Origin of the sequence: Treponema sp. JC4 (genome assembly GCF_000260795.1) — a bacterium.
In the GTDB taxonomy this organism is placed as follows: domain Bacteria; phylum Spirochaetota; class Spirochaetia; order Treponematales; family Treponemataceae; genus Treponema_D.
The window spans coordinates 1-24,975 of the sequence record NZ_AJGU01000027.1 but is presented as its reverse complement, the minus strand read 5'-3'; the positions used below and the strand labels follow the sequence as shown (position 1 = coordinate 24,975).

Genomic DNA, 24,975 nt, shown 5'->3' with positions numbered 1-24,975 from the left:
TCCCCCCCCATCACTGCCCCTACCTTACTGCAGCGGTGCAAAATAACCGGTTTCGTCGCGGCCGCTTCTGTTCAAAAGATAAACTTCAATTTCAGCCTTCAGATATTTTTCACCAAGATTAGACATCTGCATGGAAACATAATTGAGCTGATAGATTCCCTGAGGAGCTTCTATAATTTCCTTTACAACGTTTCCCAATCCTTCTTCCCGGTAAACATAGTACATTTCACCCTTTGTATTTTCACAGATATAGCTTACCTGAGGATTTGCAGCCCCCTGGGTAACCTGAATCACAGAAAAGAGGATTGAATTATTGCACATATAGGCAGTAAGTTCAGAAAGATTATAAGAATCAAAATTAAGGGCATTTTCAGAGCCGCCGGAAATAAAGATGACAGCGCGTTTTTTAGCAGCATTAATCAAATCATTGCTGGAAAGACGCAGAGCAAGGTCAAGGGCGACAGTATCAGATACAGGATTTTTAAGGGCATCAAGACTGAAATTTCTAGCCCCGAAAGGACTTCCAACATATTCAGTTACAGGAATTTTTCCGGCACTTACAATACGAAGTACTCCCTGCTCTTTCATACTTTCTGCAATTTCACGGACAGCCATTTCAATCTCACTTTTGTGACGAAGGCTTTCCACAGAACGTTCAATTACCAGAGTAATGTCTGCCTCGGTATTATTTGAAGCAGCACCTAAAAACTTCATGTTCTGAACCGGCTGCTTGTTTTCAGAAATATAGAAGTTCTGTTCCATCAAGCCAACAACCGGCTGACGGTGGCGGTTTTCAACCCTTACTTCAAGGGTAACTTCCGGGAATTTTGAAGCATCAATCTGTTCTATCTGAACAAAAAGACCGCCAACAAGCTCAGAAAGTTTTGACATTACATAAACTTCATTTGCAGTATAATCTGAAACAACAAGGTTTTCGTTTACGTCAGGAGAAGCAGTCGTAACCCGCGACGGCGCATTTCCCGTCTTTACGTATTCAAAAAGCGCTCCGGTCTGCGGATTTACCGCGATAACCTTATTCTGGTCGCAGATTACAAGCATATTATTCCAGACTCTTATAGCCTCAGGCTTTTTAAAAGTCTTTTTTTCAACCAGTTCGCGGATATAGTTTCCTGCCCGGTCAAATTCATAAATAGCACCGCTGATAGAATCTGCAACGTAAACTGAATCTTCCAGCACGCAAATACCGGTAGGTCCCTTCAGTCCTTCAAAATAAGATGATTTTGTTCCAAAGTAGTAAAGGGCATTTCCTTCCCGGTCAAAAACATCAACACGGCGGTTACCAAAGTCAGTAACATAAATGCGGGAAAGCTGATCAAGCGAAAGATACTGAGGTCCTACAAGCCCTCCAAGCTCACGCCCCTTCTGCCCTATGTATTTTATAAAGCGTCCATTCTGATTCAAAAGCGAAATCCTGTTTCCGGCGCTTTCACTAACAAGAATATTGCCGTCATTCATGCGGATAATATCACTGGGGCGGTCAAAACCGTTTATAGGCCCCGTAATTCTGTCAATTACACTTCCATTCTGATTTAAAAGCAGAAGATTATTTGTATTGTAAGCAGCAATCCAGAAGGTTCCGTCATAGTTTGGAAGAACAGAAACAGGACCTGAATAAATCATATTGCCGTTAAATTCCCCCGGATAGCTTCCAGCCTCAGAAAGACGCATAAGATTTTCATTTGTATCACCAGTTACCCGGCGTTCACGTACAACTTCAATTTTATTTGCCAGTAAGATTCCGCCATATCCGTTATCCTGTGCCGACTGCCAGTAAGAAAGGGCCGAACCTTCAAGACCGGTTTTATAATAGGATTTTCCCAGCCAATCCAGAATCAGGCTGTCGTTTGGCATAAAAGAAAGAGCCTTTTCAAAAAGAACAATAGCCTCGTTAAATGATCCTTTATAGTAAGCCTGAACTCCGCGGCGGAATTCCTCAGAAGCAAAGCCTTCCGAACTTGTACGGATTCTGTCTTCAGGAACAGTCATTCCCGCATCAGAGGTAATATTCTGGGCAAAAAGAGAAGTACAGATTAAAAAACAAAGAGAAAATAAACTTTTTTTCATCAGTATTTACGTCCCGCAAGCACTAAATCCTTCATGTGCTTTGCAATTTCTTCGTTATCTCCGTCAATTTTTTCTGCCTGACTAAGATAATTTTTTGCATCCTCATAAAGGCCAAGCTTGTAATAAACATATCCCAAAGAATCAAGGCAGGCAGCCGACTTTGGAGCGCTTTTTACCGCCTGCTTACAAAGACTCAAAGCCCTGGTTAAATCCTTTTCCGTACAGGCAAGCACATAGCCAAGTCCGTTCAGCGAAGTAACATTATCCGGGTCATTTTCCAGAGACTTTTCGTAGTAAGAAAGGCATTTTTCTGTGTCCTGCTGTTCCCATGCAACAAAAGCAATTGCCGCATAAACAGAAGCAGGCTTATAACCGGTTTCCAGAAGCTTTCCAAGCTCAAAATCTGCAAGACGCTTACGGCCTGAAAGGGCATAAATCACGGCAAGAAGGAAACGGCACTGAAGTACCCGGTCAAGCTGACCACCTGAAGTTACCACCTGCTCTAAAAACAAAAGGGCTTCATCATAATTCTGAAGCTTTGTGTAGCAGAGGCCTAAAAAATAGGCAACTTCCATTTTATCTACAGCAGCATCAGAAGGAAGAGAAAGAAAAAACGCCAGGGCATCAGAATATGAGCCCTCATTATAAAGCTTAATGCCTTCTTTTAAAATATTGTCAGCCATTTTTTCCTCCCAAAAAAAATGCTAGTCACGTACTAAAGAAGCACCATCAGAAGGTAGAACCTCGTACACATCCGGATGGAAGCCGAATATCTTTTCAAATTCTGCAATTTTTGCCTTAAAGGTATCAACATCGCTGTTACGTACAATTGCATAAAGACAGCGGCCAAAGCCCTTACCTGTAATACGTCCGCAGGTAACAGGATTACGAACCTGCTCAAGATTTGGCTCTAATTCACTTACACGCTTCAAAATCCAGTCAATTTCAGGACAGGAAATATCATACAAATCGCGCATAGTAACATAACTGTCATTTACCGCACGGGCAAACTTAAAGAAATCAGATTTAATAAGACCTTCGCGGGCTTCAAGCACGTCATTATGTTCGCGAAGCATAGTATAAAGCTTTCTGTGAATATCTTCACTAACCACATCAAGAATTTCATTAATATCAGTGATGTCAGAAATATACTGCCAGCCGCCATATACGTTAGGCTTTTTCTCGCGCAAATCACCAAGCAAAAGAGCATACTGAGGCTCATAAATTGATTCTTCATTCCAGACAGTCCAGCGGGGAACTTTTGTATCTACAAGAAGGATTTTCTTGTCCGGGAAGTCAAAATTAGCATAGTCCCAGGAATTCTTAAAATGGTCGGTGATTAAAAGTGTATCTTTTTTAGAAAAAAGGGCCGCATAGTTATCGGCAATGTGGTTGGCAGTCTGTAAGAAGAGTTTGTTGGCACGCTCAAGCACCTGAAGAAGAACATTGTTATCGCATTTGAAGCCAAAAAGTTCTTTTATTGCCAGGGCTGCCGCAACCTTTACAGCCGTCGTAATACCAAATCCAGCAGACGGAAGTATCTGACTGTAGATTGTAAGGTCAAAACCTCCAAGACTGTAACCGCCAGAAGTAAAACCATAGACAACAGCCTTTACAGCGTTTGCCCATTTATCTTCTTTTTTCAGTTTTACAGCTGTCGAAGAACTTTTTTTTCTGTCATTCAGCTGATGAAAATAAAAATGTAGTGATGAATCTTCTCTTTTAGAAACGGCAACATAAACCGGAAGATTTATTGCCATTGAAAGTGTTTTATCTTTAAAAAACCAGGAGTGCTCGCCAATCAGATGGAATCTTCCAGGCGCTTTTGCCACAACCTCCGGTAATTTATTGTACTCCTGCTCGTGGGTATCATTAAGTGCTTTCAAAAACCTGACCCCCTCATCCCTGTCAGCCACTTTTTTTTAATTTAAGTGCTTAATTTTTTTTGAATATATGTAGATAATAATATAGTAATGAGTGCGATTTTACAAGTTTTTTATTCTGCATTTTCGGCCCTGCTGCTTTCCGCCGCCATTCCAAACGAATACTTTCTTTTTGGATTTCCCTTCGCCGCACTCCTGGCCCTCGCACCCTTTTATCACGCAATAAAAAACTGTAAGACTTACAGACAGGCCTTTTTATGCGGTTTTACCCAGACCTGCCTTACCCACCTTCTTTCAAGCTTCTGGCTTTCCAATTTTATGGATTTTGCAGCCTTCACTCTGGGAGCTTCAGCCTTTGGAACAGGCGTAATCGGAGGTATTTTCGGGCTTTTTCTTTTCATGCCCTGGAATTCCTCCCAAAAACAAAATCCTCTACTGGATTTTTCCCTTGAAAATAACTTTTTCCGCAGCCAGGACTTCAAGGTTCTTTATTTTTCAGCCCTTTACACTCTTTACGAATGGGTAAAATCCACAGGTTTTCTGGGCTATCCCTGGGGAACAATTCCTTCAGCCCTCTACCGCTGGTCTCTTTTTACCCAGATAGCCTCAATTACCGGCACTTACGGAATAACTTTTTTAACAGCTCTTTTTAATGCCCTTCTTGAAGAAAGGATTTATGCTTCCCCTGCCACAAAAGCGTGCCATCCAGGCCGGAAAACTCTGTCAGCACCTGGCAGCTCTAACTTCCGCATGGTCCTGCAATCAGAACAGCTCCTGGCAGCCTTAACACTTTTATCACTTTTATATGGCACGTACCAGATTTTAAAGATTAGAGTACCTCAAAAGTACCTTACAGCGGTAATGATTCAGCAGAACTCAGACCCCTGGAAAGAAAAATCTGACCACGATTCAATCCTGCGTTCCCAGCGCCTTACTCAGAAAAAAATAGAAGAACTCAAGAGTGAAAACAAAAAGGCAGATTTAATCGTATGGAGCGAAGGCTGTCTCAGGCGGCCTTTTCCCAACAGCGAAAGTCATTACAGCATTTTCCCGGGCGAAAAACCGCTTACAGACTTCATTAAGGAAACAAAAATCCCTTTTCTTCTTGGCGGACGCTTTATAAAGAATGCTGATAAGGCGGAAATAAACAATGCAGCCCTTGTATTTGATAAGGAAAGTAAACTTCGGGGCCACTACGGAAAAAATCATCTTGTACCCTTTGCAGAAGCCCTGCCCGGACGTGAATCAGAGGCGGTAAGAAATTTTCTTAAGAAAAATCTGAAGATTTCTGCAGGCTGGACACCTGGAGACCAGATCGTTCTTTTTGACATTCCTGCAAAATGGAATCCAAACCGCCATTTACCGCCTTATAAGTACGTTGACCTTTCCACAAGCTGGTCTAAACAGCACTCTGAAGAAGAAAAGGCTCCGACTGTAAGAATTTCAACTCCAATCTGCTTTGACGATGCCTTCCCCGACCTTATGGGAAAAATGAGCCGATACGGAGCAGAGCTTTTTGTAAATATCACAGACGATTCCTGGTCGCTAAAAAAATCAAGCGAAACCCAGCATTTTGTAATTGCCTCTTTTGCCTCAATTGAATACCGCACCCCTATGATCCGCTCTTCTAATGCCGGCTATTCCTGTGTAATTTCCCCGACCGGAAAAGTTCTTGCAGACTCTCCGCTTTTTGAAGAATACGCCCTGGCCTATGAGGTTCCTGTTTACCAGAGGGAAATCACTGTCTACGAAAGACTTGGCAACTGGCTTCCCCTTATCATACTTTTTCTCTTTGCTATCTACTGTCTTATTGAATATTTTTCTTTTGAAGAGACCGATTATATCCCTTCTGCCCGAAAAATAAAAAAGCATCGCAAAGCTAAAAAATCGAAAAAAAAGAAAAATTCAAAAGGCAAAAAATAAGTCAATACTTCATAACAAGATTTTTTATCAAAGCATAAAATTTTTTTTTGTCAAGAAAAATAGTTTAAAAAAATTCATCTGAATTCACTCAAATTCTATTGTCGCAACATATTTAGTGTTATATCATTCAAATTGTGGTGGGAAGTACACTATGAATTTCCACCATAAAGAGAAAAGTAATGCGCTGTCCATATTGCGGAAAATTAGACGATAAAGTTCTGGAATCTCGAACAATGGTAAACGGAGAAAGCATCCGCCGCCGTCGCGAATGTCTTGCCTGCGGTTACCGTTTTACAAGTTACGAACGCATTGACGAAAAACCATTTATGGTTGTTAAACGCGACGGGCAGCGACGTCAGCCTTTTGACCGTGAAAAACTTGAAAAAGGAATTATCCGCGCACTTGAAAAACGTCCTGTTTCAACAGCAATGGTTGAACAGATCTGCAATGATATAGAAGACCTTGCAATCAAACAGGGAAAGGAAGCCCGCGAAATTTCTACATCAGCTTTGGGCGAATTAGTATTGGAAAAGCTTTATGACATAGACAAGGTTGCCTACATTCGTTTTGCTTCGGTTTACCGCCATTTTGAAAACCTTGAAGAATTTATGAATGAAGTAAAAAAAATAAAGAAAAAGTCAAAGGGAGGGCAAAATGAGTGACCAGTCAATTTTTCCGGAATGGAGAAGTTTTTTGGGATCCAGCTCTGATGAAGAAACTCAGGGCGTTATCAAGCAGGTTGTAAAGAGAAGCGGAGAAATCGCTAAATACGACCGTAAAAAAATTGAAACAGCTATCGACAAGGCTATTGAAGCGGTAGAAGGCAGAAAAGATCCTGACCGCGCTTTTGAATTAACTAATGCCGTAGAAGAAAAAATCCGTCTTCAGATGGCAGGAAACCGCGCTCACTCAATTCCTGCAATCGAAGAAATTCAGGATATTGTAGAAAGCGTTCTTATCGAAAATAAAGAAGTAGACGTTGCAAAAGCCTACATTCTTTACCGCGCACGACATGAAGTTATGCGTGATACAAAAAAACTCATGCTGGACATCAACAAAACAATGGACGGCTACCTTGCTCAGAGCGACTGGCGCGTAAACGAAAATGCCAACGTAAACTTTTCTCTGGGCGGACTTATTCTTCATAACTCAGGTACAATCACAGCCAATTACTGGCTTAACAATATTTACTCAAAGGAAATTGCAGAGGCTCATAAAACTGCAGCCTTCCACATTCATGACCTTTCAATGTTCTCTGGTTACTGTGCAGGCTGGTCTCTCCGTCAGCTGATTGCAGAAGGTCTTGGAGGAGTTCCAGATAAAATTACATCAACTCCTGCAACTCACCTTTCTACTCTTGTAAACCAGATTGTAAACTTCCTTGGAATCATGCAGAACGAATGGGCAGGAGCTCAGGCTTTCTCTTCATTCGATACATACCTTGCTCCTTTTGTACGCACAGACAAACTTACAGAAAAGCAGGTTCGCCAGTGCATCCAGAGCTATATTTACGGCGTAAATACTCCAAGCCGCTGGGGTTCTCAGGCTCCATTTACAAATATTACTCTTGACTGGGTATGTCCAGATGACCTTAAGAACAAAAAGGCTATCGTTGGCGGAAAGGAACAGGATTTTACTTACGGCGACTGCCAGAAGGAAATGGACCTTATCAACAAGGTATTCATTGAACTTATGATTGAAGGTGACGCTGAAGGCCGCGGATTTGCCTACCCTATCCCAACCTACAACATCACAAAGGATTTTGACTGGACAAGTGAAAACGCAAAACTTTTATTCACAATGACAGCCCAGTACGGAACTCCAAACTTCCAGAACTTTGTAAACTCAGACTTGAATCCAAGCGACGTGCGCTCTATGTGCTGCCGTCTCCAGCTTGATAAACGTGAACTCCGCCGCCGTGGTGGAGGACTTTTTGGTGCAGATGAATTTACAGGTTCTATCGGCGTTGTAACAATCAACCTTCCTCAGATTGCCTATCTTGCAAACACAGAAGAAGAATTCTTCAAACGCCTTGATTACCTTATGGATCTTGCAAAAGAAAGCCTCTGCATTAAGAGAAAGGTTATCCAGAAGCTTTATGACGGCGGACTTTTTCCTTATACAAAACGCTATCTTAAAACTCTTAACAACCACTTCAACACAATCGGACTTTGCGGTATGAACGAATGCTGCCTCAACTTCCTTGGAGTTGATATTTCAGAGCCTGCAGGAAAAGCCTTTGCAGAAAAAGTTCTGACTCATATGCGAGAACGCATGCAGGATTATCAGGAAGAAACAGGAGACCTCTTCAACCTTGAAGCAACTCCTGCTGAATCAACTTCTTACCGTCTTGCAAAACACGATAAGGAACAGTTCCCTGACATCATTACCAGCGGAAAGGACGCTCCATTCTATACAAACTCTTCTCAGCTTCCTGTTGACTATACAGCAGATGTATTTGAAGCCCTTGATCATCAGGAATCGCTTCAGACAAAGTACACAGGCGGTACAATGTTCCATGTTTACATGGGAGAAGCAATTAAAGACTGGAAGGCTTGTGCAGAACTTGTAAAGGCAATTTCTCACAAGTACAGAATTCCTTTCTTTACAATTTCACCAACTTATTCAATCTGCCCGGTTCACGGCTATCTTGTAGGCCAGCAGTTTGAATGTCCAAAGTGTAAGGAAGAAAAAGAAAAGGAACTTCGCGAAAAGCTTAAGGTTCTTGAAGCTGAAAAAGAAAAAATATTGGCAAATGCATAACAAAATGGGAGGAATAAAAATGGAAAAGAGGACACTTGCTCAGATTGAACAGGAAATTGCAGAAACAAAGGCTGCATTAGAGAATGTTCACGGAACAGAAACAGAAGTTTACGCCCGCATCGTAGGCTACTACCGCGCCGTAAAACACTGGAACAACGGAAAACGCGATGAATTCGGTATCCGTAAAGTTTTCACCCTTGAAGACAGCAAGCTTGGTCAGACAAAAACTGAAGTAAAAGCTATAAAAGAAGAGCCTAAAGCTGCTGCTAAAATTGCAAAAGCTGAAAATTCTGACCTTACAAGCGTTACATATGAGCTTTACACACGAAAAACTTGTCCTAACTGCCCTCCTGTAAAAGCTTTTATGAACGATTTGGATATGCCAGGCCGCAATATTGACGTTGATACAAAAGAAGGACTTTCTGAGGCTGCAAAAAAAGGAATTTTTGCTTCACCTACAGTAATTTTCTATAATGCCGCAGGTGTTGAAACAGCCCGCTGTCACAACGTAGAAGAACTCGAAGTTGTGTTCCAGAAGGTTGCAGTTTCTGCCTAAGGAAATTCAATGGCTGACCTGCCGCTAGACAGACCTGCCGGGATTCTGGTAAAAACCACCTGTGTGGATTTTCCAGGACATCTGGCAGGTTCTTTTTTTCTAAAAGGATGTAATCTCCGCTGCCCCTACTGCTATAACCGGGAACTGGTAATAGGCTTTGAAAATATTTCAGCTGCTGGCTCATCACAGAATTCTTCAACTCTTTCGACAATAGAAGAACTTTTTGCCCACTTAGAAAAACGTCAGGGAATCTTACAGGGGCTTGTAATTTCAGGCGGAGAGCCGCTTTTAAATCCCTACACTCCCCTTATCATAAAAAAAGCGCGGGAACTGGGCTATCTGATAAAGCTTGATACAAACGGAACTCTGCCGGACGAGCTGGAAGCTCTTTTGAATGACAAAGAACTGCATCCGGATTTTATTGCAATGGATATTAAAACAAGTCCAGCCCGCTACGCAAATGAAATCTGTAATCCTTCATCGCCTTTTGCCGGAAAGAGTGAATACTGGGAAAAGAAAGTAAAGCGCTGTGCAGAAATTGTAGCAGCTTATCCGGCTGATAAACGCGAATACAGAACGGTTTTAGTGCCCCCTCTTGTGCAAAAGGCTGACATAAAAAACATGGCAGAACTTCTGCCCAAAGACGCCAGCTGGCAGTTCGCCCAGTTCAGAAACGAAAACTGCCTTAAGACCGCCTATAACGACATTCTGCCCTACAGCGACGCAGAAGCCGCAGAATTAATTGAATACGCACGAACATTTGTAAAAGGTGCTATGTTAAGGTAGAAAAAAAAATAGCGCGAGGGAGTAAAGTGTGGGGCAAAAACACTCTGATTGTTGTGACCGCGTGAGCGGTCAATTCTATGGTTTCTTTGCAACAATCAGAGTGTAGTAATGTTCGAAAAAGTTCTACTTTTTCGAACATATCGGTTTTGAACCACACTTTGCGACCGGGAGCTATTTTTTTTGTAAAAATCAATCCTACAACATGCGCGAAGCGCATGTTAAGCGATGGTTCAAGACATCTGGAAGTTGTAACCCCAATTACGACCATCGCATTACATTATGCGTGCAAATTCTTTTACAATTTGCGGCAAAAGCGTTTCAATTTTGCCGTTACAGCTCATGCCGCTGGCATTTTTGTGACCGCCGCCGCCGAATTTGGCTGCAACCTGCGATACATCAATTTCATCAAGGGAACGGAAACCGCCGGTACAGGTAGTTTCTGTATCCTGACGAAGAAAAACTACCGCCTGAACACCTTCAGTTGCAAGAAAAAGCTGGTATAGGGCATCTGAATCGCGGCCTTCAAGCCCGTATTTTTTAGTATCATCAAGGCTTTCTGTAGTAATTACAAGTTTTCCTTCAAGATAGCGCTCTGCCTTCATCAAAAGAGTACCAAGAAGTTTTCTTGTGGAATAAGGCTTTCCGGAATTAATCTGATTATAGGTTCTTCTAGGATCAGCTCCTGCCTTTACAAGTCTGCTGGCCCCGTCAAAAACCTCGGCACCGCTGTTACTTACAAAGCGGAAAAAGCCTGTATCCGTACAAAGACCAAAGAAAAGATTCTTTGCAAGTTCTTCAGGAACTGGTCCAATTAAACGCTCGTAAAACTGCTGTACAAGATAAGCGCAGGCAGGAGTATCAGAATCAATAAAGCCCAGAGCTCCCTCAGGAAGCCCGGAAGTTTTATGATGATCTATTACAAAAATATCAAGTCCTTCAAAATCTCCGTCAATTTCACCAAGACGGCTCAATTCGGAACAGTCAACAATAATTACTCCGGCAGTCTTGCGCTCATTATCATCAAGGAATTCCATTGTATTGGAAAACTTTTCTTCAAAACGCTTTACTTCATTTCGCTTAAAAGGACCTGCAGAAAGCAGCTGATAGCGTTTATTAAAACCGTCAAGAATTGCGGCTGCCCCAAGACAGCTCGACATACAGTCTCCATCCGGTTCTTTATGTCCTACAACAAAGAAAAAATCATGGCCTTCTATAAACTTTTTTAATGCCTCAACATCTGAATCTAAAATCTGTTTCATATCTTTAACTTTACCTTTAAAAAATAAAAAGAGGACTTTTCAGCCCTCTTTTATATTACAAAATAAATTGCAAAATTACTACAATTCAAGTTCTTCCAGAGTCTCTTTGTCAGCACCTTCAAGCTGGCTGTTTTTCTGATCAACAATACCCCAGATTGGATTTGTTTTCTTCATTGGGACATTCAAAACAGCACGATAGAATTCTCCGTTACGTTTGTAAACACTGAAGTAAGCTTCGTTCTGAGTATTAACTGCTCTTACTCTGAGTTTTACAGCTTCACCTTTTGTAGGCAGGCACCATTTTTTTGGAAGAAGAACAGAAGCTGTACCAATTCTATTCTTCTGATAAATTACAACATAAGCGTCACGGCTATCCAAAACCTTTAAGACAGGCACACTATAATATGTTACTTCTGATTTCTTCGATTTAGCCGAAAGAGAAGGAATGAACATAACTGCAAGTGCAATCAAAACAAAAAGCTTTTTCATAAGTATCTCCTGTTATACAGATATTATATTCTTATTATCTTTATTTAACAACATTTTTTATTCAACAAAAGAATAATTTTTTGATTGGGCAAGAATAATTAATTTTTACAAATTATCTATTAATTTATTAACATTTTTAATTAATTTTTACTTATCAAACTGTATTTTTTAATCCCAGAAAAGATAAAAGACATAAAAAAAAGGTCACAAAGATTAAAATCTTTATGACCTTGGATAGCGACCAATGGGATTGAACCATTGACATCACGGATATGAGCCGTGTGCTCTACCAACTGAGCTAGGTCGCCGTAAGTGAGTTTAATAATATAGATTTCTGGCTGCTTGGTCAATATATAAAAGCTCAATTTTAACAAAAAAAAGCAGATTTCTTTTAATTTTTTCCATATGACTAATCCAAAAGCACTTTTCTGGCATAGAAATTGCTATATATAAGCTGTGCGCACCAAAAAATAGAAAAAATAAGGAAACAATAATGTTAGAAATCGAATTAAACGAACTTCCAGAGCTTATGCATAAAGGCAAAATCAGTAGAAATCAGGCTCTGAATTATCTGGCTGAATTTATTTTCAGAAACTACCCTATCTTCGGACTTCACAAGTATGATGAAGATTTCAGGGAAGAAATCATTCTGGACTTCCTTGAAAAAGGCGGAATTGTAATTGACAGCTACAATAAATCAATAGGTAACTTTTTTCCATATTTCTATTCCCAGGTTACATCAATGATTAGTAAAAATCTGAAGAAAAGGGCAAGAAGAAGCATAGATGAGTTCACAACAATTCATGAAGAATATAAAAAAATCCTTATGAACAAAAACAAATATGAAGCATACAAGCCACTTCTTTGTGCAGATGTTACACCACCCTATGCAAGAAAAATGGTCTCAGTAGAAGATCTTCGTTCCGCCTTACAAGGCTACACTTCCAAAAGAGACAAAGTCCTAATAATTTTAATTTTGAAATATGTTTTATATTTTGATGAAAAAAGTCTTTATTCAATAAGCAAAAGTCTGGGGCTGAATTATTCAATAATTATGGAAGGCAGACGCTTTTGCAAAAACAGCCTTAAAAATAAGATTGAAAAACGTAAATCGCTGGCTGAATCAAGAAATAAATCATATTTTTATAAAAACCGCTATCAGACTCAGATTAATTACTATTCACAATTCCAGGAAGGATTTGATCCATCTAAAATAGAACTGCTGCAGAAATACCAGCATCATTCTCATGCCTGGCTGACAAAAAATCATCAGCTGGAACATCAGACTTCGCACCTGGTTACTTCAAATGCTCTTATTGCAAGCCTTCTTGGAATTTGTGAACGGCAGGTCAGGTACTATCTTTCCTGTGCAGATAACTACAAAAACCTTTTTAAAGACCTGTAAAAGTCAGGGCTTTCTCAGCAATGACTATAATTTTAATTTCCGCTAATATATCAGCATGAAAATTTACTTAGCTAGCGGAAATAAAAACAAAAAACGGGAGATGCAGCAGCTTCTTCCTGAGCATGAAATCCTTATCCCGTCTGATGAAGGAATTGACTTTAATCCTGAAGAGACGGGAATTACCTTTTATGAAAACAGCCTTATTAAGGCAAAGGCTTTGTATGATATCGTTCACCAGCCTGTTATTGCGGATGATTCAGGAATCTGCGTGGATGCGCTGGGCGGTGCTCCGGGAATTTATTCTTCCCGTTATGCAGGCCCTGATTTTATGAAGGGAAAACCTGACGGAAGCAAAATCAGTCAGGAAGAACAGAATGTCTTTCTTATTAATCAGCTAAATGAAGCCGTAAAAAGAGAAAAACTTCCACAGGCGGCATATCTTCACGGAGAGAGAAGCTGTCACTACACCTGCGCAATGGTTTTATATCTTGGTACAGACCGTCTTTATGTCTGTCAGGAAACCTTTGAAGGAACTTTAATAGAAGATATAAGTAAACAGGCTGGAGACGGCGGTTTTGGTTATGATCCTATTGTTTTCCTTCCAGAATTCAATAAAACCGTAGCCCAGTTGTCTGCAGATGAAAAAAACGGCATTTCTCATCGTGGAAAAGCTACAAAACAACTCAAAAAAATCATTGAATCTCTAAAAATCTAAAAAATTTAAAATTTTTTTTAATTTTTTTGAAATTTTTATTAAAGATTCAGAACCAGTCCTCCGATTATATATAAGAAGTGTTATGGTTTTCCGACTTCGTAGAAGCAAAGGCCAAACAGTTCGGCAAAAATGTGTAGATGTAGCCTTGTAAGAACATTTACGCATTTTTGCGTCTTTTTTACAGAAGAAAGGATTCTTCTGCCACAACATTCCAAGGAGGAATACTATGGTTATCAACCACAACATGTCGGCAATGTTTGCCAACCGTCAGCTCGGAGTTACTGGTGTAAGTTTCACAAAAGACATGGAGAAACTCTCATCAGGAGAAAGAATCAATCGTGCAGGTGATGATGCTTCAGGTCTTGCAGTATCTGAAAAGATGCGCAGCCAGATCAGAGGTTTGAATCAGGCTTCTAAGAATGCTTTGAACGGCATCAGCTTTATTCAGACAACTGAAGGCTATTTGCAGGAAACAACAGACATCATGCAGCGTATCCGTGAACTTGCTGTTCAGTCTTCAAACGGTATCTACTCTTCTGAAGACCGCATGCAGATTCAGGTAGAAATTTCTGCTCTCGTTTCTGAAGTTGATCGTATTGCAAGTTCTGCTCAGTTCAACGGCATGAACATGCTTACAGGCCGTTTCGCACAGGCTATGGGAGAAAACACAGTTACAGCTTCTATGTGGTTCCACATTGGTGCTAACATGGATCAGCGTGTACAGGTTTACATCGGAACTATGACTTCTGATGCTCTTGGAGTTCGCGAACTCGGAACTGGTGAAAAAATTACACTTGCCACACCGGAAGATGCCAACCGTGCTATTGGAACAGTAGATGAAGCACTTAAGAAGATCAACAAACAGCGTGCTGACCTTGGTGCTTATCAGAACCGTCTTGAAATGACTGTAAGAGGCTTGGATATTGCAGCTGAAAATACACAGGCTTCTGAATCACGCATCCGTGATACAGACATGGCAAGCCAGATGGTTGAATTCACAAAGAACTCTGTACTCCAGCAGGCAGGTACTGCAATGCTGGCACAGGCAAACAGCCAGAGCCAGAACGTACTCAGCTTGTTGAGATAGTCTGGCAAGTAGGGGTTAAGTCATAAGCAGCATTGCTAAGCAAGCTTGCTTGCGACCAATGCTGGCACAGGCCAACTCTCAGAGTCAGAATGTACTGAGCTTGTTGAGATAGTCTGACAAATAGGATTGTTGCCTTATAAAGCATTGCTAGCAGCTCTGCTGCGACCAATGCTGGCTCAGGCTAACTCTCAGAGTCAGAACGTTCTCAGCTTGTTGAGATAGTTCTTTTAAGTAAAGGTTGTCTTTACTTAGATTGTGAGTTATACTAAATATGTTAAAGAACAGTCAAAACAGGCTGTTCTTTAACTGCACGGTGTTTCAGTAATTTTCTAAATTTTTTACTCCCCAAAAACACCAAATAGTAGTATTATAGTAATAGACTATAACGAGAGTATATTTTCAGATATACCGAAGATTTTTGACATAGTGCCTTCCCTGCCCTGGCAGGTGACAGCAAGAACGGTCAGATTAAACGCCTATTTATTCTGACCATTCCTGCTGTAATAGGTCTGAAACTGAGTTAGGGGCGCAGAACTAACTCAGCCTTCGCCTGCAGGCGTAAAGCAAGATGCTTTATGTATAAGTAAACATGGAGGGCACAACTATGATTATTAATCACAATATGAGTTCGCTCTATGCTGATCGTGTATTGAACATTTCTAATGATTCAATCATGAAGAACATGGAGAAACTTTCTTCTGGTGAACGCATCAATCGCGCCGGTGACGATGCTTCAGGTTTGGCAGTATCAGAAAAAATGAGAAGCCAGATTCGCGGACTTAACCAGGCTAGCCGCAACATTGAGAATGGTGTTTCATTCATTCAGACAACTGAGGGTTACTTGACAGAAACAACAGACATTCTTCAGCGTGTTCGCGAGCTTGCAGTACAGTCAGCTAACGGTATCTACAGCGATGAAGATCGTATGCAGATTCAGGTAGAAGTATCACAGCTCGTTGCTGAAGTTGACCGCATTGCTAGTCAGGCTCAGTTCAACGGTATGAATATGTTGACAGGACGATTTGCACAGGAAGGACAGTCAGTAATGCAGTTCCAGATCGGTGCTAACGTTGACCAGAACACACGTGTTTTCATCGGTACTATGACAGCTACTTCACTCGGTTTGAAGGGTATGCAGGGTGGCGATGAACAGATCACAATCTCAACTCCAGAGGATGCAAACATGACTCTTGCTGCTGTTGATGCTGCTTTAACAACAGTAACAAAACAGAGAGCAGATCTTGGTGCATACCAGAACAGATTTGAGATGGCTGCAAAAGGTGTAGACATTGCCGCAGAAAATACTCAGTCTGCAGAAAGCCGCATCCGCGATACAGATATGGCTAACGAAATGGTTGAGTTTACTAAGAACCAGATTCTCACACAAGCTGGTACAGCAATGCTCGCACAGTCTAACTCACAGACACAGACTGTTCTTGGACTTTTGCAGTAAGTTTTCAAAGAGACAACTGGATGTCGTCTTTTTGAAATAATTTCTAACAGGAGGGGTTGCGCCCCTCTCCTGCTTTTTTTTTGGAAATATCAGGGTGGGATTTTTCAGGAAAGTATTCTTGATATATTACCCTTATATACAGGAGGTGAACTATGAACACTATTACAAACAGTTCCATGGTTCAGATGGCAATGGATGGCCAGACTCTCTATAAAAACAATGTAAAAAGTGTGAATACCAGCAAAGATCAGCAGGTACAAACGCAATCCATTGCACCAACAGGAGCACAGGTTGTTCAGAACATGGAACAGTCTGCCGCACAGACAAAAGAAGTTTCACAGCAGCTGCAGAAGCTTTCAGAATTAATTTCTGATAATAAATTGCAGTTCAGTGTAAACAAAGAATTGGGCAGTGTTATTGTTTCTATTGTAGATGCAAGCACAGACAAAGTTATAAAGCAGATTCCGTCGGAAGAGATTCAAAATCTGAAGCTTAGAATCAGAAAAGCTATCGGTAATATTTTTGACGAAGTAATCTGATTTAGTTCTGAACGGAAAGATTTATGGCTGGACTCAATATTCCAGGCGTCACAGATCAGTACAAGACAAATGAAACTATAGAAAAACTGATGCAGGTTGAGAGGATTCCTTTAAACCGGGAAAAAACTCAGCTTGACGGACTAAAAGCCCAGAAAGACGCCTGGAGAGACATGAATTCTCAACTCTCCTCACTACGAGAAAAAACAAAAGCACTCTATTCTTTTGAAAATCCTTTTAACAACAAAATAACAGAATCCTCTCAGGAAAGCGCTGTAAGTGCAGAAGCAACCCGAAGTGCTGACATTCAGTCTTTTAAAATTGACGTTCTGCAGCCAGCCACCGCAGACAGATTTATGTCTGATGAGATGGAAAAAGATTTTAAAGTGCCGTCCGGAACTTATACCTATAAAGTTGGCGAAAAACAGCTGAACTTGAACTGGAAGGGCGGAACTTTAAAAGATTTTTCTAATGCTATCAACCGCCGCTCAAACGGAATCGTAAAATCAATGATAATCGGCGGAAGTACGGGAAAATCAGCTTTAATGATTGAATCTCTGGTTACAGGGGCTGAGAACAGACTTGAATTCATAGGGAATGCAAAGGAATTTGCCTTGAGTTCAGGTATGATAGAGCCTGCAAAGGCAAAGGGAAATGAATTTTACGAAGATTCTACCCTGCTCCCGGAAAATTCAATTGAGGTAGAAATCCCCGCTGATATACGCTCGCTTAAAAATACCCACATCACCTTTTCTTTGATTGCAACAGATACAGAAGACGTTGCTGATGCCTACAATAAAACGATTCCTGGTACACCGGATTTACAGAGTTCCGGTTCTGCAGAATTCGGCGGAATTACAATCACAAACCTTGATTCAGATTCAGAAAGCTCAGAAAAAATGCCGGAACCAAAACAGAAGGTTTCTACAGAGAACGTAGTTTTTGCCCTTATGGAAGACGGCTCTGAAAAACTTATAGAAACTCCGGGACTTTTTAAGGAAGACACCCTTGTAGACTTTGCCCTCAAAGATTATGACGGAATTACCGCCATCAGAATTAAAAACGGAAATACAGGAAAACAGCTTGATACTTCGGCATTTTCATCTTACGACGGCGGTAAAAAACTGGGCTATCAGCCGAAAAATCCAGTTTCTGAGGCGGATGATGCAATTGTAAAATATGAAGGAATTAAAATCAGCCGCCCGACAAACGATATAGACGACATTGTGCCGGAAATTACTCTTCACCTGCACGATAAAACGGACAAAACCGCGACAATCACTGTAAAACCGGATAAAGAAGCTTCAAAAGACGCTTTAATTCAGTTTGTAGGTCAGTATAACCGCACGGTTGCAGAAATCAATATTCTTTCTCAGAATAAAGAGGAAATAATTCAGGAACTTGATTATCTTACTTCTGATGAACGAGAAACTGAAATGAAAAAGCTTGGTATGTTTCAGACAGATTTTACTCTTCCTACAATAAAGTCAAATATGTCTAACATTCTGAATGCAGGCTATCAGCCTTCAGATCAGGCAAAAATCACAATGCTTAATCAGATTGGAATCAGCACAAATGCAAGTGGCGGTAATGGCAGCTATTCTCAGAGCAGACTGCGCGGCTATCTTGAAATTGACGAAAAAAAACTTGATCAGGCAATAGAAAATCACCTTGAAGATATAAGACTCTTATTCGGTTACGATTCGGATGGAGATTTAGTTTCGGACAGGGGAATCGGAGTTCAGCTGGACAAGCAGATTGCAGCCTACACCCAGACAGGCGGAATTCTTTCAATGAAAACCAGTGGGCTTGATTCAAAAATCAAAAGTTCTGAACAGAAAATCGCCAGACTTGAAATTCAGATGGATAAAAAAGAAGCAGATTTACGCAATAAATATGGTCAGATGGAAGGTTCTCTTAACAGCCTTGAAAGCCAGCAGAATTCTATAAATAACTTTACAAACCAGCAGAATAGAAACAGATAATTTTTATTCACCAATTCACAAATCCTGCCGATTATTAAATAACGAAAGAGGACAAATATGGTTGAATTTTATATTAACGGACAGAATGTTGAAGTTCAGATTGAAGACGAAGAGACTGTTGGAGATGTTCTTAAGTCATTTGAAAAAACATGTGAAGAAAACGAAGCTGCTGTAATTGGAATTACTGTAGACGGAAAACAGATTACAGCTGATATTTTTGACCAGGAAGCAGCAAAAGAACTTGGGAAAAATACAAAATTTGAATTTTCAGTAGTAACAAAGGGTTCTATTCAGGAATCTTTTGAAAATCTTTCGGTTCTTTTTACAAACCTTTCTGAAAAAATGGAAGGAGTTCCTCTGGCACTTCAGAACGGACAAAACGCAGAAGTTATAGAATCAATTAAAAAACTTGCTGATAATATAGATGAATTCTGCCATGTTGCAACTCTTGCTTCACTTTTCCCTGACACTTTTAAGGAAATTACTATTAACGGCATGAATTTTAAGGAATTTTTTGCAGATTTTTCACAGATTTTACTTGATTTTGAGCAGGCTCTGCAAAATAATGATACTGTCCTTATTGGAGATTTGTCTGAATACGAAATCTGTCCTCGACTGGCAGCAATTTCTCAGGCATTGCATTTCTAATCACTACGTTTAAAAAGTAGAAAATATAACAAAATTGTATTTAAACTTGTGAATAGTAACTTTTTGGAGTAGAATGATAGAACGATGAAGGTGCTTGAATTACAAAATCTACAGCGTGAAGAAGGTCAGATTTTTTATCTGCGTAAATATACGTGCGATGCAGTAATTGAACTGCCAACTGCAACCGAAACCGCCGGGATTTTATTTACAATTGAAGTAAATCCAATGGGTAAGCGAATCATCCAGATTACATTTACTAAGCCCATTAACTATCCTCTTTTGCCTGTAAAAAAAGCGCTTAATGAATTTATTTTAACAGAAGAACTGGAAGGCAGACTCCCTCAATGTTAACATTTACAACTCACTCGGCTGACGAGACTATCGCTCTTGGCGAAAAAATCGGCTCACTTTTGAAAAAAGGTGACGTTATTGCCATGCAGGGTACTCTTGCGGCAGGAAAAACAACAATCACTAAAGGAATTGCAAAGGCCCTGGGCGTATCAGACACAATTACAAGCCCTACTTTCTGTCTGATAAGCGAATACTCAGGAAAAATGCCTCTTTATCACATGGACGTTTATCGTCTTGAAGGTTCAGAGGATTTTATCAACCTGGGAACAGACGACATGATTTATGGAAACGGTGTTTCCATCATCGAATGGAGCGAAAAAATCATGGACGAACTTCCTAAAAAGACAATTCTATTAAAAATCACTCCGGGCAACGGGGACGAGAGAACTATCACAATCGAAAACTGGAATAACGGAGACATTAAATGAAAGCTCTGGCTATAGACTGTGCAGTTACAAGACTTATTGTGGCTGCAAAAAATGATGACAATATGTGTGCCGCAGTTTATGACATCGGCATGAAGCAGTCAGAAACAATCGTAAATGCAGTTGATTACGTGCTGGAAAAAGTGGGAATCACTGCAAAAGAATTAGACTACACCTGCGTTACAGGCGGCCCTGGAAGCTTTACAGGCCTTCGTCTTGGTTTTTCTGTTTTGAAGGCGCTGACCCTTGCTAACGGAACTCCCCTTTACGCAATTTCTTCTCTAAAAATTCACGCATGGCCATATCTGGAAGCAGATCTTCCGGTTCTCTGCGGAATTGATGCAAAAAAAGACAGATTTTATGCAAACCTTACAGCCGGTGGAAAAGAAATTCTTCCTGACGGAGATTATGAACTTGCTGCAATTGTTGAAAAGGCAAATCAATTTGAAAAGATTTTTGTCTGTGGAACAGATAATAAAGTTTTCCTTAAGCTGCTTTCAGAAAACGGCTTAAAGGCAAAAGTTTTCTCTCCTAAAGCCCAGGCTTTAAGTGCAGAAAGCATGTTCCAGATTACAGAAAAAATGATTGCAGACGGCGAAAAGCCTCTTGCAGATTACGACGGTCCTGTTTACCTGCGCGCAAGCGAAGCAGAAGTAAAATTACAGGAACGAAGTTAATTTGTTAAACAATTAAGGCACGGTCAAAACTGTGCCTTTTTTTTATTTTCCCAGCAATTTAGAAAGCGCGCTGACAGCAGCAATTGCTGATTTTTCTTCGTTGGCAGATTTACTTTCCACAGCAGCAACTTTATTTTCGCTCTGAATAGCGTCAAAAACTTCCTGGCGGAAAACCTTTACATTTTTTGGAGCTTCAACACCAATCTTTACCTGATCTCCGTGAACGTCAATCAAAGTAATTGTGATGTTATCGCCGATTTTAATTTTTTCATCAATTTTTCTTGAAAGGATTAACATTATCGTTCTCCTTTTTGCTCAAGAGCCTTCATGATGTCAAACTTTGTGCTCCAGCGATTATCGTTCAAAACAACCTGCATGCACTTCTGGTTCTTTTTGTTGATTACCAGAGGTCCCTGAAGGTTGGCAGTAATAGGGGCTCCATTACTTGGAACAGTAACAATCGCCATTATGATAATATCTTCCGGTTTTTCAATTCCGATTTTTGCAAGAGTTTCATCATCAATGTCTGCTTCGTAGTCAGCACAGATTCTGAAAGGATCTACAATCAAAAATGCAAGATTTGAATCCTCGCAAGACTGCAGCCATATAAAGGGCATGTATTCAGAATCAATAAGCGCGTATTTTGAATACATTTCAAAACCAAATAAACCTTCCGGTATTGTCAGAAGATTTTCGGCGGCAACATCCACTTTGCCTTTTTCTCTTGTTAGAACTTCCATAAATTCATCCTTTGTTTACTTATATTCTATCTCATATAGTTGAGCAATGTTGAACTGTACATTTTGCCAGCCTGACTAAGGGTTGCCTGATTTGTGTAGTCGAGCATTTTGAGGTCGGTGATGGCTTTTGTGAAGTCGAGGTCACCTTCGCGGCTGATCTGACCGTTAACATCAAGGGCAAGCTTTGAGTTACGGGTGATGTTAAGCTGGGCACGCTCGTATTCAGAACCGTTTTTTGCAATGCGGGTTACAAGATTTCCGATTCCCTGATCAAGGCTTCCTAGAACTCGTCCGCCGATTGATTCGCTGTCGCCGGCAAGAAGGGCATTTCTGAAGGCAATTACAGTATCAAAAAGGGAACCGCCGCTTACACGGGTGCTGTCACCAAGATTATATGGAGGTCGCTGAGAAGAATCCTTGATAATTCCAAGTTCGTTCAAAGCATTTCCTTCAATATCTTCAAGCCAGAGCTGACGTGCATCAGTTGTTGTAAGATTAAGACTGTTACGTACAGGGTCTACACTAGCCTTTACAGCCGCATTACTTTCGTTGATTTTTCCAACAACGGCGTAAATATTGTCGCCCTGATTGATTTTAATCTGAACGCCATCAACGCTGATAATAGAATCGCTGTTTGCCTGCCACTGAGAACCGTCGCGGCCACCAAAAACCTGCTGATTTTCTGCCCAGAAGGTTCTTACGCCGGCATTATCGTTATCAAGGTATTTTCCTTCATCAACTTCGATTTTATTTACCTGAATGTTTCCGTTATAGCGAACATTCTGAATCAAAGCACTGCCGGAACCTTCAACGTTTCCCATATCAACTTCAAAGGCAGTTGCCTTAGTATTTGTTCCTGCAAAAATTGAGTTTCCGTCAGAAGATACGGCATTGGCATTCTGAATAAGCTGCTTCAAAAGCTCATCAACTTCGGTTGCCATATTTTTAAGGTCATCTTTTGTGTAGATGCCGTTTGCACCAGTTACGGCAAGCTCGCGCACTCTCTGCATGATTTCCAGAGAATCTGTCATATAAGTTTCGCGAAGATTAAAAGAGTCACTCAGAGTTGCAGCATTTTTTTCAAAAGTATTTACGCGGTTAAGGTAAGACTGATAGCGCACAAGATGTCCTGCAGCAATCGGATCATCACGAAGCTGCTGGATTTTCTGCTGGCTTCCAAGCTGATTATTTGCGCGGTTAAGTCTGTGCTCCTGAATGCGCAAATTGCTCTGAGTATTATTATTATTCATCTGACTGCTGATTCTGTGCACTTTATGCTCCTTTCCTAATATCTGTCATTGTCGGGCTTGACCCGACAATCTATTTACACACCCAATCGGTTGATTACTGTATCCACCAGGTTATCCCAGACTGTTATAAACTTTGCAGCAGCATTGTATCCGTGCTGGAACTTCAAAATATCTGCAAGTTCTTCATCAATATTTACACCGCTGATTGAATCTCTAAGACCTCTAAGGTCATCCATAATGGAATTCTGGCTCATAAGATTCATTTCTGCCTGCTCGCCCATAAGACCAACATTTGTTACGGCATCAGCAAAGTAATCATCAAAGGTTTTAAGGCCGCCAACCATTACCTGGCTGTTACGGATAGCGGCAATTTCTACTGCAGCACGGCCGTCACCTGTTGCAACCCCTGAATTACCGTCTTTATATCCGGCAGCCACAGACATAACGTCGTTTCTGATTGCAGGATTAACTTCTACGTAGGCAGAAGGATTATAAACAGGACTTACTGCATACTGACTTCCATCGGCAAGTGCCATAACAGCATCAGCCTGAGCAAAATCATAAGCAGAAGCCTCTCCTGCTCCGCGCAAAATTCCGGCATAACCTGCAAGGAAGTAGCCAGAATCTTCTACGTGGCGGATTACAAAATCAGGATTTTCTTCGTGAAGGGCTGTTGTTCCCTTAAGAACAAGGTGATTATTTTTATCAAGGTAAGCCTTAACTTCACTTGTACTGTCATTAATTCGGGCAATTACAGTTTCTACAGTATCTGTGTGATAGTAAGGAATTTCTACATCGCCGTTTGCACCGGAAAGCTTCATAACTCCTTCAAAACCAACCTGCTGCTGTAAATCAAGGGCATTGTTTCCTGTAAAGCGGAAGATATATGATGTATCAAGTTCTCCGTCGCCATCACGGTCAAAATTACCGTTTGCATTTTCTACAAAAGAGTGCTGAACAAAGAAATCAAGGCCAGTTACCTTGTTTGCGCCAACTGCATTGCGGTGAACGTCGTTTACAAGGTCAGAAAAGTTCATTGTCATTGTGTTAAGGCTCTGAATTTCCTTACGGATATCGACATCACGAAGTTCTACAAGAGCACCAAGTTTTCCGCCGGAAAAATGAGCATCGCTTCCGGTATCTGCCCAGATTAATTTTGAATAGCCGGTATCATCAAATTTTGGAGCAAGGGCAAATTCGCGGGCAACGCTACCCTGAACAAGAATTTTTCCGTCTACGTGAACTTCAAACTCATCTGAATCGCGGCGGTCTGTAGTTACATTGATAAGCTGGCTGAGTTTATCTACAAGAAGATCTCGGCGGTCAAGCAGATCATTTGGATTATCTCCCATTGCCTTTGAACGAACGATTTCTCCGTTTACCTCTGCAATCTGAGCAGTAATTGAGTTTACCTGGCGCATTGTAGCTTCAATATCGCCGTCAATAATATTTGCAACACCACTCAAACCTTCCCAGCGGTTTTTAATTGAATCTGTCAAAGTAACACCGCGGGTAACAACAGCCTGGCGGGCAGCCTGACTTTCAGGATTCATGCTGAGTTCCTGCCAGCTTTCCCAGAATTTATCCATATTAGAACGGATAGAAATATCTACCGGCTCGTTATAAATCTGTTCCAGCATTGTGTAATAATCACTTCTTGTCTGCCAGTAACTTTCCTGATTTGCCTGAGCAACAATGCGTCCGTCCAGAAGTTCATCACGGATTCGGTTGATGCTCTGAGTATCAATACCCTGACCAATCATTCCGGCGCGTTCTGCGCGTTCAAGGTCAGGTTTATAGAGAGGATCAAACTCCTTCATCTGAACACGCTGACGAGAATAGCCTTCTGTGTTTGCATTTGAAATATTGTGACCAGCAGTTGTGATGGCATCTGTGTGAGCCATGATGCTGCGTTTTCCAAGTTCAATTCCAGAAAAAGTTGATCCCATTTTTTCTACC

The 24,975-nt window shown here is 40.9% G+C and carries 24 protein-coding genes and 1 tRNA gene; 15 read left to right on the top strand and 10 right to left on the bottom strand.

Going from position 1 to position 24,975, the window contains the following annotated elements; genetic code table 11:
* Positions 1 to 24: 24 nt before the first annotated feature.
* Genes MSI_RS10080 through MSI_RS10070 form a run of 3 tightly spaced genes read right to left on the bottom strand, consistent with a single transcriptional unit; the run spans position 25 to position 3,971 of the window.
* Positions 25 to 2,085 (bottom strand): hypothetical protein, encoded by a 2,061-nt coding sequence (locus MSI_RS10080; RefSeq protein ID WP_009106503.1) that lies wholly within the window; start codon positions 2,083 to 2,085, stop codon positions 25 to 27.
* Entirely contained in the window at positions 2,085 to 2,768 is a 684-nt protein-coding gene (locus MSI_RS10075) for a lipopolysaccharide assembly protein LapB (protein ID WP_009106502.1), read from the bottom strand. Before MSI_RS10075 ends, MSI_RS10080 begins: the two co-directional genes overlap by 1 nt.
* A gap of 21 nt (positions 2,769 to 2,789) precedes the next feature.
* The gene (locus tag MSI_RS10070; RefSeq protein ID WP_009106500.1) at positions 2,790 to 3,971 is read right to left on the bottom strand and encodes a galactokinase family protein; all 1,182 of its coding nucleotides are present in this window, start codon (positions 3,969 to 3,971) and stop codon (positions 2,790 to 2,792) included.
* 87 nt (positions 3,972 to 4,058) lie between these two features.
* Here MSI_RS10070 and lnt point away from each other — a divergent pair, with 87 nt between their 5' ends.
* The 5 genes from lnt to MSI_RS10045 all read left to right on the top strand — a co-directional run bounded on the left by lnt (position 4,059) and on the right by MSI_RS10045 (position 9,996).
* Complete coding sequence (lnt, locus tag MSI_RS10065) at positions 4,059 to 5,891, top strand: apolipoprotein N-acyltransferase (RefSeq protein WP_009106498.1); 1,833 nt, start codon at positions 4,059 to 4,061, stop codon at positions 5,889 to 5,891.
* A gap of 179 nt (positions 5,892 to 6,070) precedes the next feature.
* Positions 6,071 to 6,553, top strand: a complete 483-nt coding sequence (gene nrdR / locus MSI_RS10060; RefSeq protein WP_009106497.1) for a transcriptional regulator NrdR — start codon at positions 6,071 to 6,073, stop codon at positions 6,551 to 6,553.
* Complete coding sequence (locus MSI_RS10055; protein WP_009106494.1) at positions 6,546 to 8,654, top strand: ribonucleoside triphosphate reductase; 2,109 nt, start codon at positions 6,546 to 6,548, stop codon at positions 8,652 to 8,654. Before nrdR ends, MSI_RS10055 begins: the two co-directional genes overlap by 8 nt.
* A gap of 19 nt (positions 8,655 to 8,673) precedes the next feature.
* On the top strand, positions 8,674 to 9,210 hold the full coding sequence (locus MSI_RS10050) for a glutaredoxin domain-containing protein (RefSeq protein ID WP_009106492.1): 537 nt from the start codon (positions 8,674 to 8,676) through the stop codon (positions 9,208 to 9,210).
* 9 nt (positions 9,211 to 9,219) lie between these two features.
* Positions 9,220 to 9,996 (top strand): radical SAM protein, encoded by a 777-nt coding sequence (locus tag MSI_RS10045; RefSeq protein ID WP_009106489.1) that lies wholly within the window; start codon positions 9,220 to 9,222, stop codon positions 9,994 to 9,996.
* 272 nt (positions 9,997 to 10,268) lie between these two features.
* Here the strand turns inward: MSI_RS10045 and MSI_RS10040 are convergent, their stop codons facing one another.
* From MSI_RS10040 to MSI_RS10030, 3 genes are all read right to left on the bottom strand, one after another.
* Entirely contained in the window at positions 10,269 to 11,255 is a 987-nt protein-coding gene (locus MSI_RS10040; protein ID WP_009106487.1) for a bifunctional oligoribonuclease/PAP phosphatase NrnA, read from the bottom strand.
* 78 nt (positions 11,256 to 11,333) lie between these two features.
* Positions 11,334 to 11,744: a hypothetical protein gene (locus tag MSI_RS10035; protein WP_009106484.1), complete on the bottom strand. Its 411-nt coding sequence runs from the start codon at positions 11,742 to 11,744 to the stop codon at positions 11,334 to 11,336.
* 235 nt (positions 11,745 to 11,979) lie between these two features.
* A tRNA-Met gene (locus MSI_RS10030) sits at positions 11,980 to 12,052 on the bottom strand.
* A 185-nt stretch (positions 12,053 to 12,237) separates the two neighbouring features.
* Here MSI_RS10030 and MSI_RS10025 point away from each other — a divergent pair.
* The 10 genes from MSI_RS10025 to tsaB all read left to right on the top strand — a co-directional run bounded on the left by MSI_RS10025 (position 12,238) and on the right by tsaB (position 21,026).
* Positions 12,238 to 13,149, top strand: a complete 912-nt coding sequence (locus tag MSI_RS10025; protein WP_009106482.1) for a hypothetical protein — start codon at positions 12,238 to 12,240, stop codon at positions 13,147 to 13,149.
* A gap of 55 nt (positions 13,150 to 13,204) precedes the next feature.
* Positions 13,205 to 13,864: an RdgB/HAM1 family non-canonical purine NTP pyrophosphatase gene (gene rdgB, locus MSI_RS10020; protein WP_009106480.1), complete on the top strand. Its 660-nt coding sequence runs from the start codon at positions 13,205 to 13,207 to the stop codon at positions 13,862 to 13,864.
* Positions 13,865 to 14,090: 226 nt separating this feature from the next.
* Positions 14,091 to 14,951, top strand: coding sequence for a flagellin (locus tag MSI_RS10015; protein WP_009106478.1), 861 nt, complete (start codon positions 14,091 to 14,093; stop codon positions 14,949 to 14,951).
* 604 nt (positions 14,952 to 15,555) lie between these two features.
* Positions 15,556 to 16,404, top strand: a complete 849-nt coding sequence (locus MSI_RS10010) for a flagellin (protein WP_009106475.1) — start codon at positions 15,556 to 15,558, stop codon at positions 16,402 to 16,404.
* 152 nt (positions 16,405 to 16,556) lie between these two features.
* Complete coding sequence (locus MSI_RS10005; RefSeq protein ID WP_009106473.1) at positions 16,557 to 16,943, top strand: flagellar protein FlaG; 387 nt, start codon at positions 16,557 to 16,559, stop codon at positions 16,941 to 16,943.
* A 23-nt stretch (positions 16,944 to 16,966) separates the two neighbouring features.
* Positions 16,967 to 18,925 (top strand): flagellar filament capping protein FliD, encoded by a 1,959-nt coding sequence (fliD, locus tag MSI_RS10000; RefSeq protein ID WP_009106471.1) that lies wholly within the window; start codon positions 16,967 to 16,969, stop codon positions 18,923 to 18,925.
* A gap of 57 nt (positions 18,926 to 18,982) precedes the next feature.
* Positions 18,983 to 19,573, top strand: coding sequence for a hypothetical protein (locus tag MSI_RS09995; protein ID WP_009106468.1), 591 nt, complete (start codon positions 18,983 to 18,985; stop codon positions 19,571 to 19,573).
* A gap of 84 nt (positions 19,574 to 19,657) precedes the next feature.
* Positions 19,658 to 19,924 carry a hypothetical protein gene (locus MSI_RS09990; protein ID WP_009106466.1) on the top strand — a complete coding sequence of 89 codons (267 nt, stop codon included), beginning with the start codon at positions 19,658 to 19,660 and terminating at the stop codon, positions 19,922 to 19,924.
* Positions 19,918 to 20,352, top strand: coding sequence for a tRNA (adenosine(37)-N6)-threonylcarbamoyltransferase complex ATPase subunit type 1 TsaE (gene tsaE, locus MSI_RS09985; protein ID WP_009106463.1), 435 nt, complete (start codon positions 19,918 to 19,920; stop codon positions 20,350 to 20,352). The genes MSI_RS09990 and tsaE overlap by 7 nt, the downstream gene beginning before the upstream one ends.
* Entirely contained in the window at positions 20,349 to 21,026 is a 678-nt protein-coding gene (gene tsaB / locus MSI_RS09980; protein ID WP_009106462.1) for a tRNA (adenosine(37)-N6)-threonylcarbamoyltransferase complex dimerization subunit type 1 TsaB, read from the top strand. Before tsaE ends, tsaB begins: the two co-directional genes overlap by 4 nt.
* A 42-nt stretch (positions 21,027 to 21,068) precedes the next feature.
* On the opposite strand, the gene csrA is transcribed toward tsaB, so the two are convergent.
* The 4 genes from csrA to flgK are packed head-to-tail and all read right to left on the bottom strand — an operon-like array spanning position 21,069 to position 24,965.
* Positions 21,069 to 21,323 (bottom strand): carbon storage regulator CsrA, encoded by a 255-nt coding sequence (gene csrA, locus MSI_RS09975; RefSeq protein ID WP_009106461.1) that lies wholly within the window; start codon positions 21,321 to 21,323, stop codon positions 21,069 to 21,071.
* Positions 21,323 to 21,766, bottom strand: a complete 444-nt coding sequence (fliW, locus tag MSI_RS09970; RefSeq protein ID WP_009106460.1) for a flagellar assembly protein FliW — start codon at positions 21,764 to 21,766, stop codon at positions 21,323 to 21,325. Before fliW ends, csrA begins: the two co-directional genes overlap by 1 nt.
* A 26-nt stretch (positions 21,767 to 21,792) precedes the next feature.
* Entirely contained in the window at positions 21,793 to 23,037 is a 1,245-nt protein-coding gene (locus MSI_RS09965) for a flagellar hook-associated protein 3 (RefSeq protein ID WP_009106457.1), read from the bottom strand.
* A gap of 53 nt (positions 23,038 to 23,090) precedes the next feature.
* Positions 23,091 to 24,965, bottom strand: a complete 1,875-nt coding sequence (gene flgK / locus MSI_RS09960; protein WP_039924679.1) for a flagellar hook-associated protein FlgK — start codon at positions 24,963 to 24,965, stop codon at positions 23,091 to 23,093.
* Between the last annotated feature and the right edge of the window lie 10 nt (positions 24,966 to 24,975).

What these genes read in the sequence shown, in the direction of transcription:
- MSI_RS10080 (WP_009106503.1), bottom strand. Translation starts at nt 2,085, where the DNA reads ATGAAAAAAAGTTTATTTTCTCTTTGTTTTTTAATCTGTACTTCTCTT.
- MSI_RS10075 (WP_009106502.1), bottom strand. Translation starts at nt 2,768, where the DNA reads ATGGCTGACAATATTTTAAAAGAAGGCATTAAGCTTTATAATGAGGGC.
- lnt (WP_009106498.1), top strand. Translation starts at nt 4,059, where the DNA reads ATGAGTGCGATTTTACAAGTTTTTTATTCTGCATTTTCGGCCCTGCTG.
- nrdR (WP_009106497.1), top strand. Translation starts at nt 6,071, where the DNA reads ATGCGCTGTCCATATTGCGGAAAATTAGACGATAAAGTTCTGGAATCT.
- MSI_RS10055 (WP_009106494.1), top strand. Translation starts at nt 6,546, where the DNA reads ATGAGTGACCAGTCAATTTTTCCGGAATGGAGAAGTTTTTTGGGATCC.
- MSI_RS10050 (WP_009106492.1), top strand. Translation starts at nt 8,674, where the DNA reads ATGGAAAAGAGGACACTTGCTCAGATTGAACAGGAAATTGCAGAAACA.
- MSI_RS10045 (WP_009106489.1), top strand. Translation starts at nt 9,220, where the DNA reads ATGGCTGACCTGCCGCTAGACAGACCTGCCGGGATTCTGGTAAAAACC.
- MSI_RS10040 (WP_009106487.1), bottom strand. Translation starts at nt 11,255, where the DNA reads ATGAAACAGATTTTAGATTCAGATGTTGAGGCATTAAAAAAGTTTATA.
- MSI_RS10035 (WP_009106484.1), bottom strand. Translation starts at nt 11,744, where the DNA reads ATGAAAAAGCTTTTTGTTTTGATTGCACTTGCAGTTATGTTCATTCCT.
- MSI_RS10025 (WP_009106482.1), top strand. Translation starts at nt 12,238, where the DNA reads ATGTTAGAAATCGAATTAAACGAACTTCCAGAGCTTATGCATAAAGGC.
- rdgB (WP_009106480.1), top strand. Translation starts at nt 13,205, where the DNA reads ATGAAAATTTACTTAGCTAGCGGAAATAAAAACAAAAAACGGGAGATG.
- MSI_RS10015 (WP_009106478.1), top strand. Translation starts at nt 14,091, where the DNA reads ATGGTTATCAACCACAACATGTCGGCAATGTTTGCCAACCGTCAGCTC.
- MSI_RS10010 (WP_009106475.1), top strand. Translation starts at nt 15,556, where the DNA reads ATGATTATTAATCACAATATGAGTTCGCTCTATGCTGATCGTGTATTG.
- MSI_RS10005 (WP_009106473.1), top strand. Translation starts at nt 16,557, where the DNA reads ATGAACACTATTACAAACAGTTCCATGGTTCAGATGGCAATGGATGGC.
- fliD (WP_009106471.1), top strand. Translation starts at nt 16,967, where the DNA reads ATGGCTGGACTCAATATTCCAGGCGTCACAGATCAGTACAAGACAAAT.
- MSI_RS09995 (WP_009106468.1), top strand. Translation starts at nt 18,983, where the DNA reads ATGGTTGAATTTTATATTAACGGACAGAATGTTGAAGTTCAGATTGAA.
- MSI_RS09990 (WP_009106466.1), top strand. Translation starts at nt 19,658, where the DNA reads ATGAAGGTGCTTGAATTACAAAATCTACAGCGTGAAGAAGGTCAGATT.
- tsaE (WP_009106463.1), top strand. Translation starts at nt 19,918, where the DNA reads ATGTTAACATTTACAACTCACTCGGCTGACGAGACTATCGCTCTTGGC.
- tsaB (WP_009106462.1), top strand. Translation starts at nt 20,349, where the DNA reads ATGAAAGCTCTGGCTATAGACTGTGCAGTTACAAGACTTATTGTGGCT.
- csrA (WP_009106461.1), bottom strand. Translation starts at nt 21,323, where the DNA reads ATGTTAATCCTTTCAAGAAAAATTGATGAAAAAATTAAAATCGGCGAT.
- fliW (WP_009106460.1), bottom strand. Translation starts at nt 21,766, where the DNA reads ATGGAAGTTCTAACAAGAGAAAAAGGCAAAGTGGATGTTGCCGCCGAA.
- flgK (WP_039924679.1), bottom strand. Translation starts at nt 24,965, where the DNA reads ATGGGATCAACTTTTTCTGGAATTGAACTTGGAAAACGCAGCATCATG.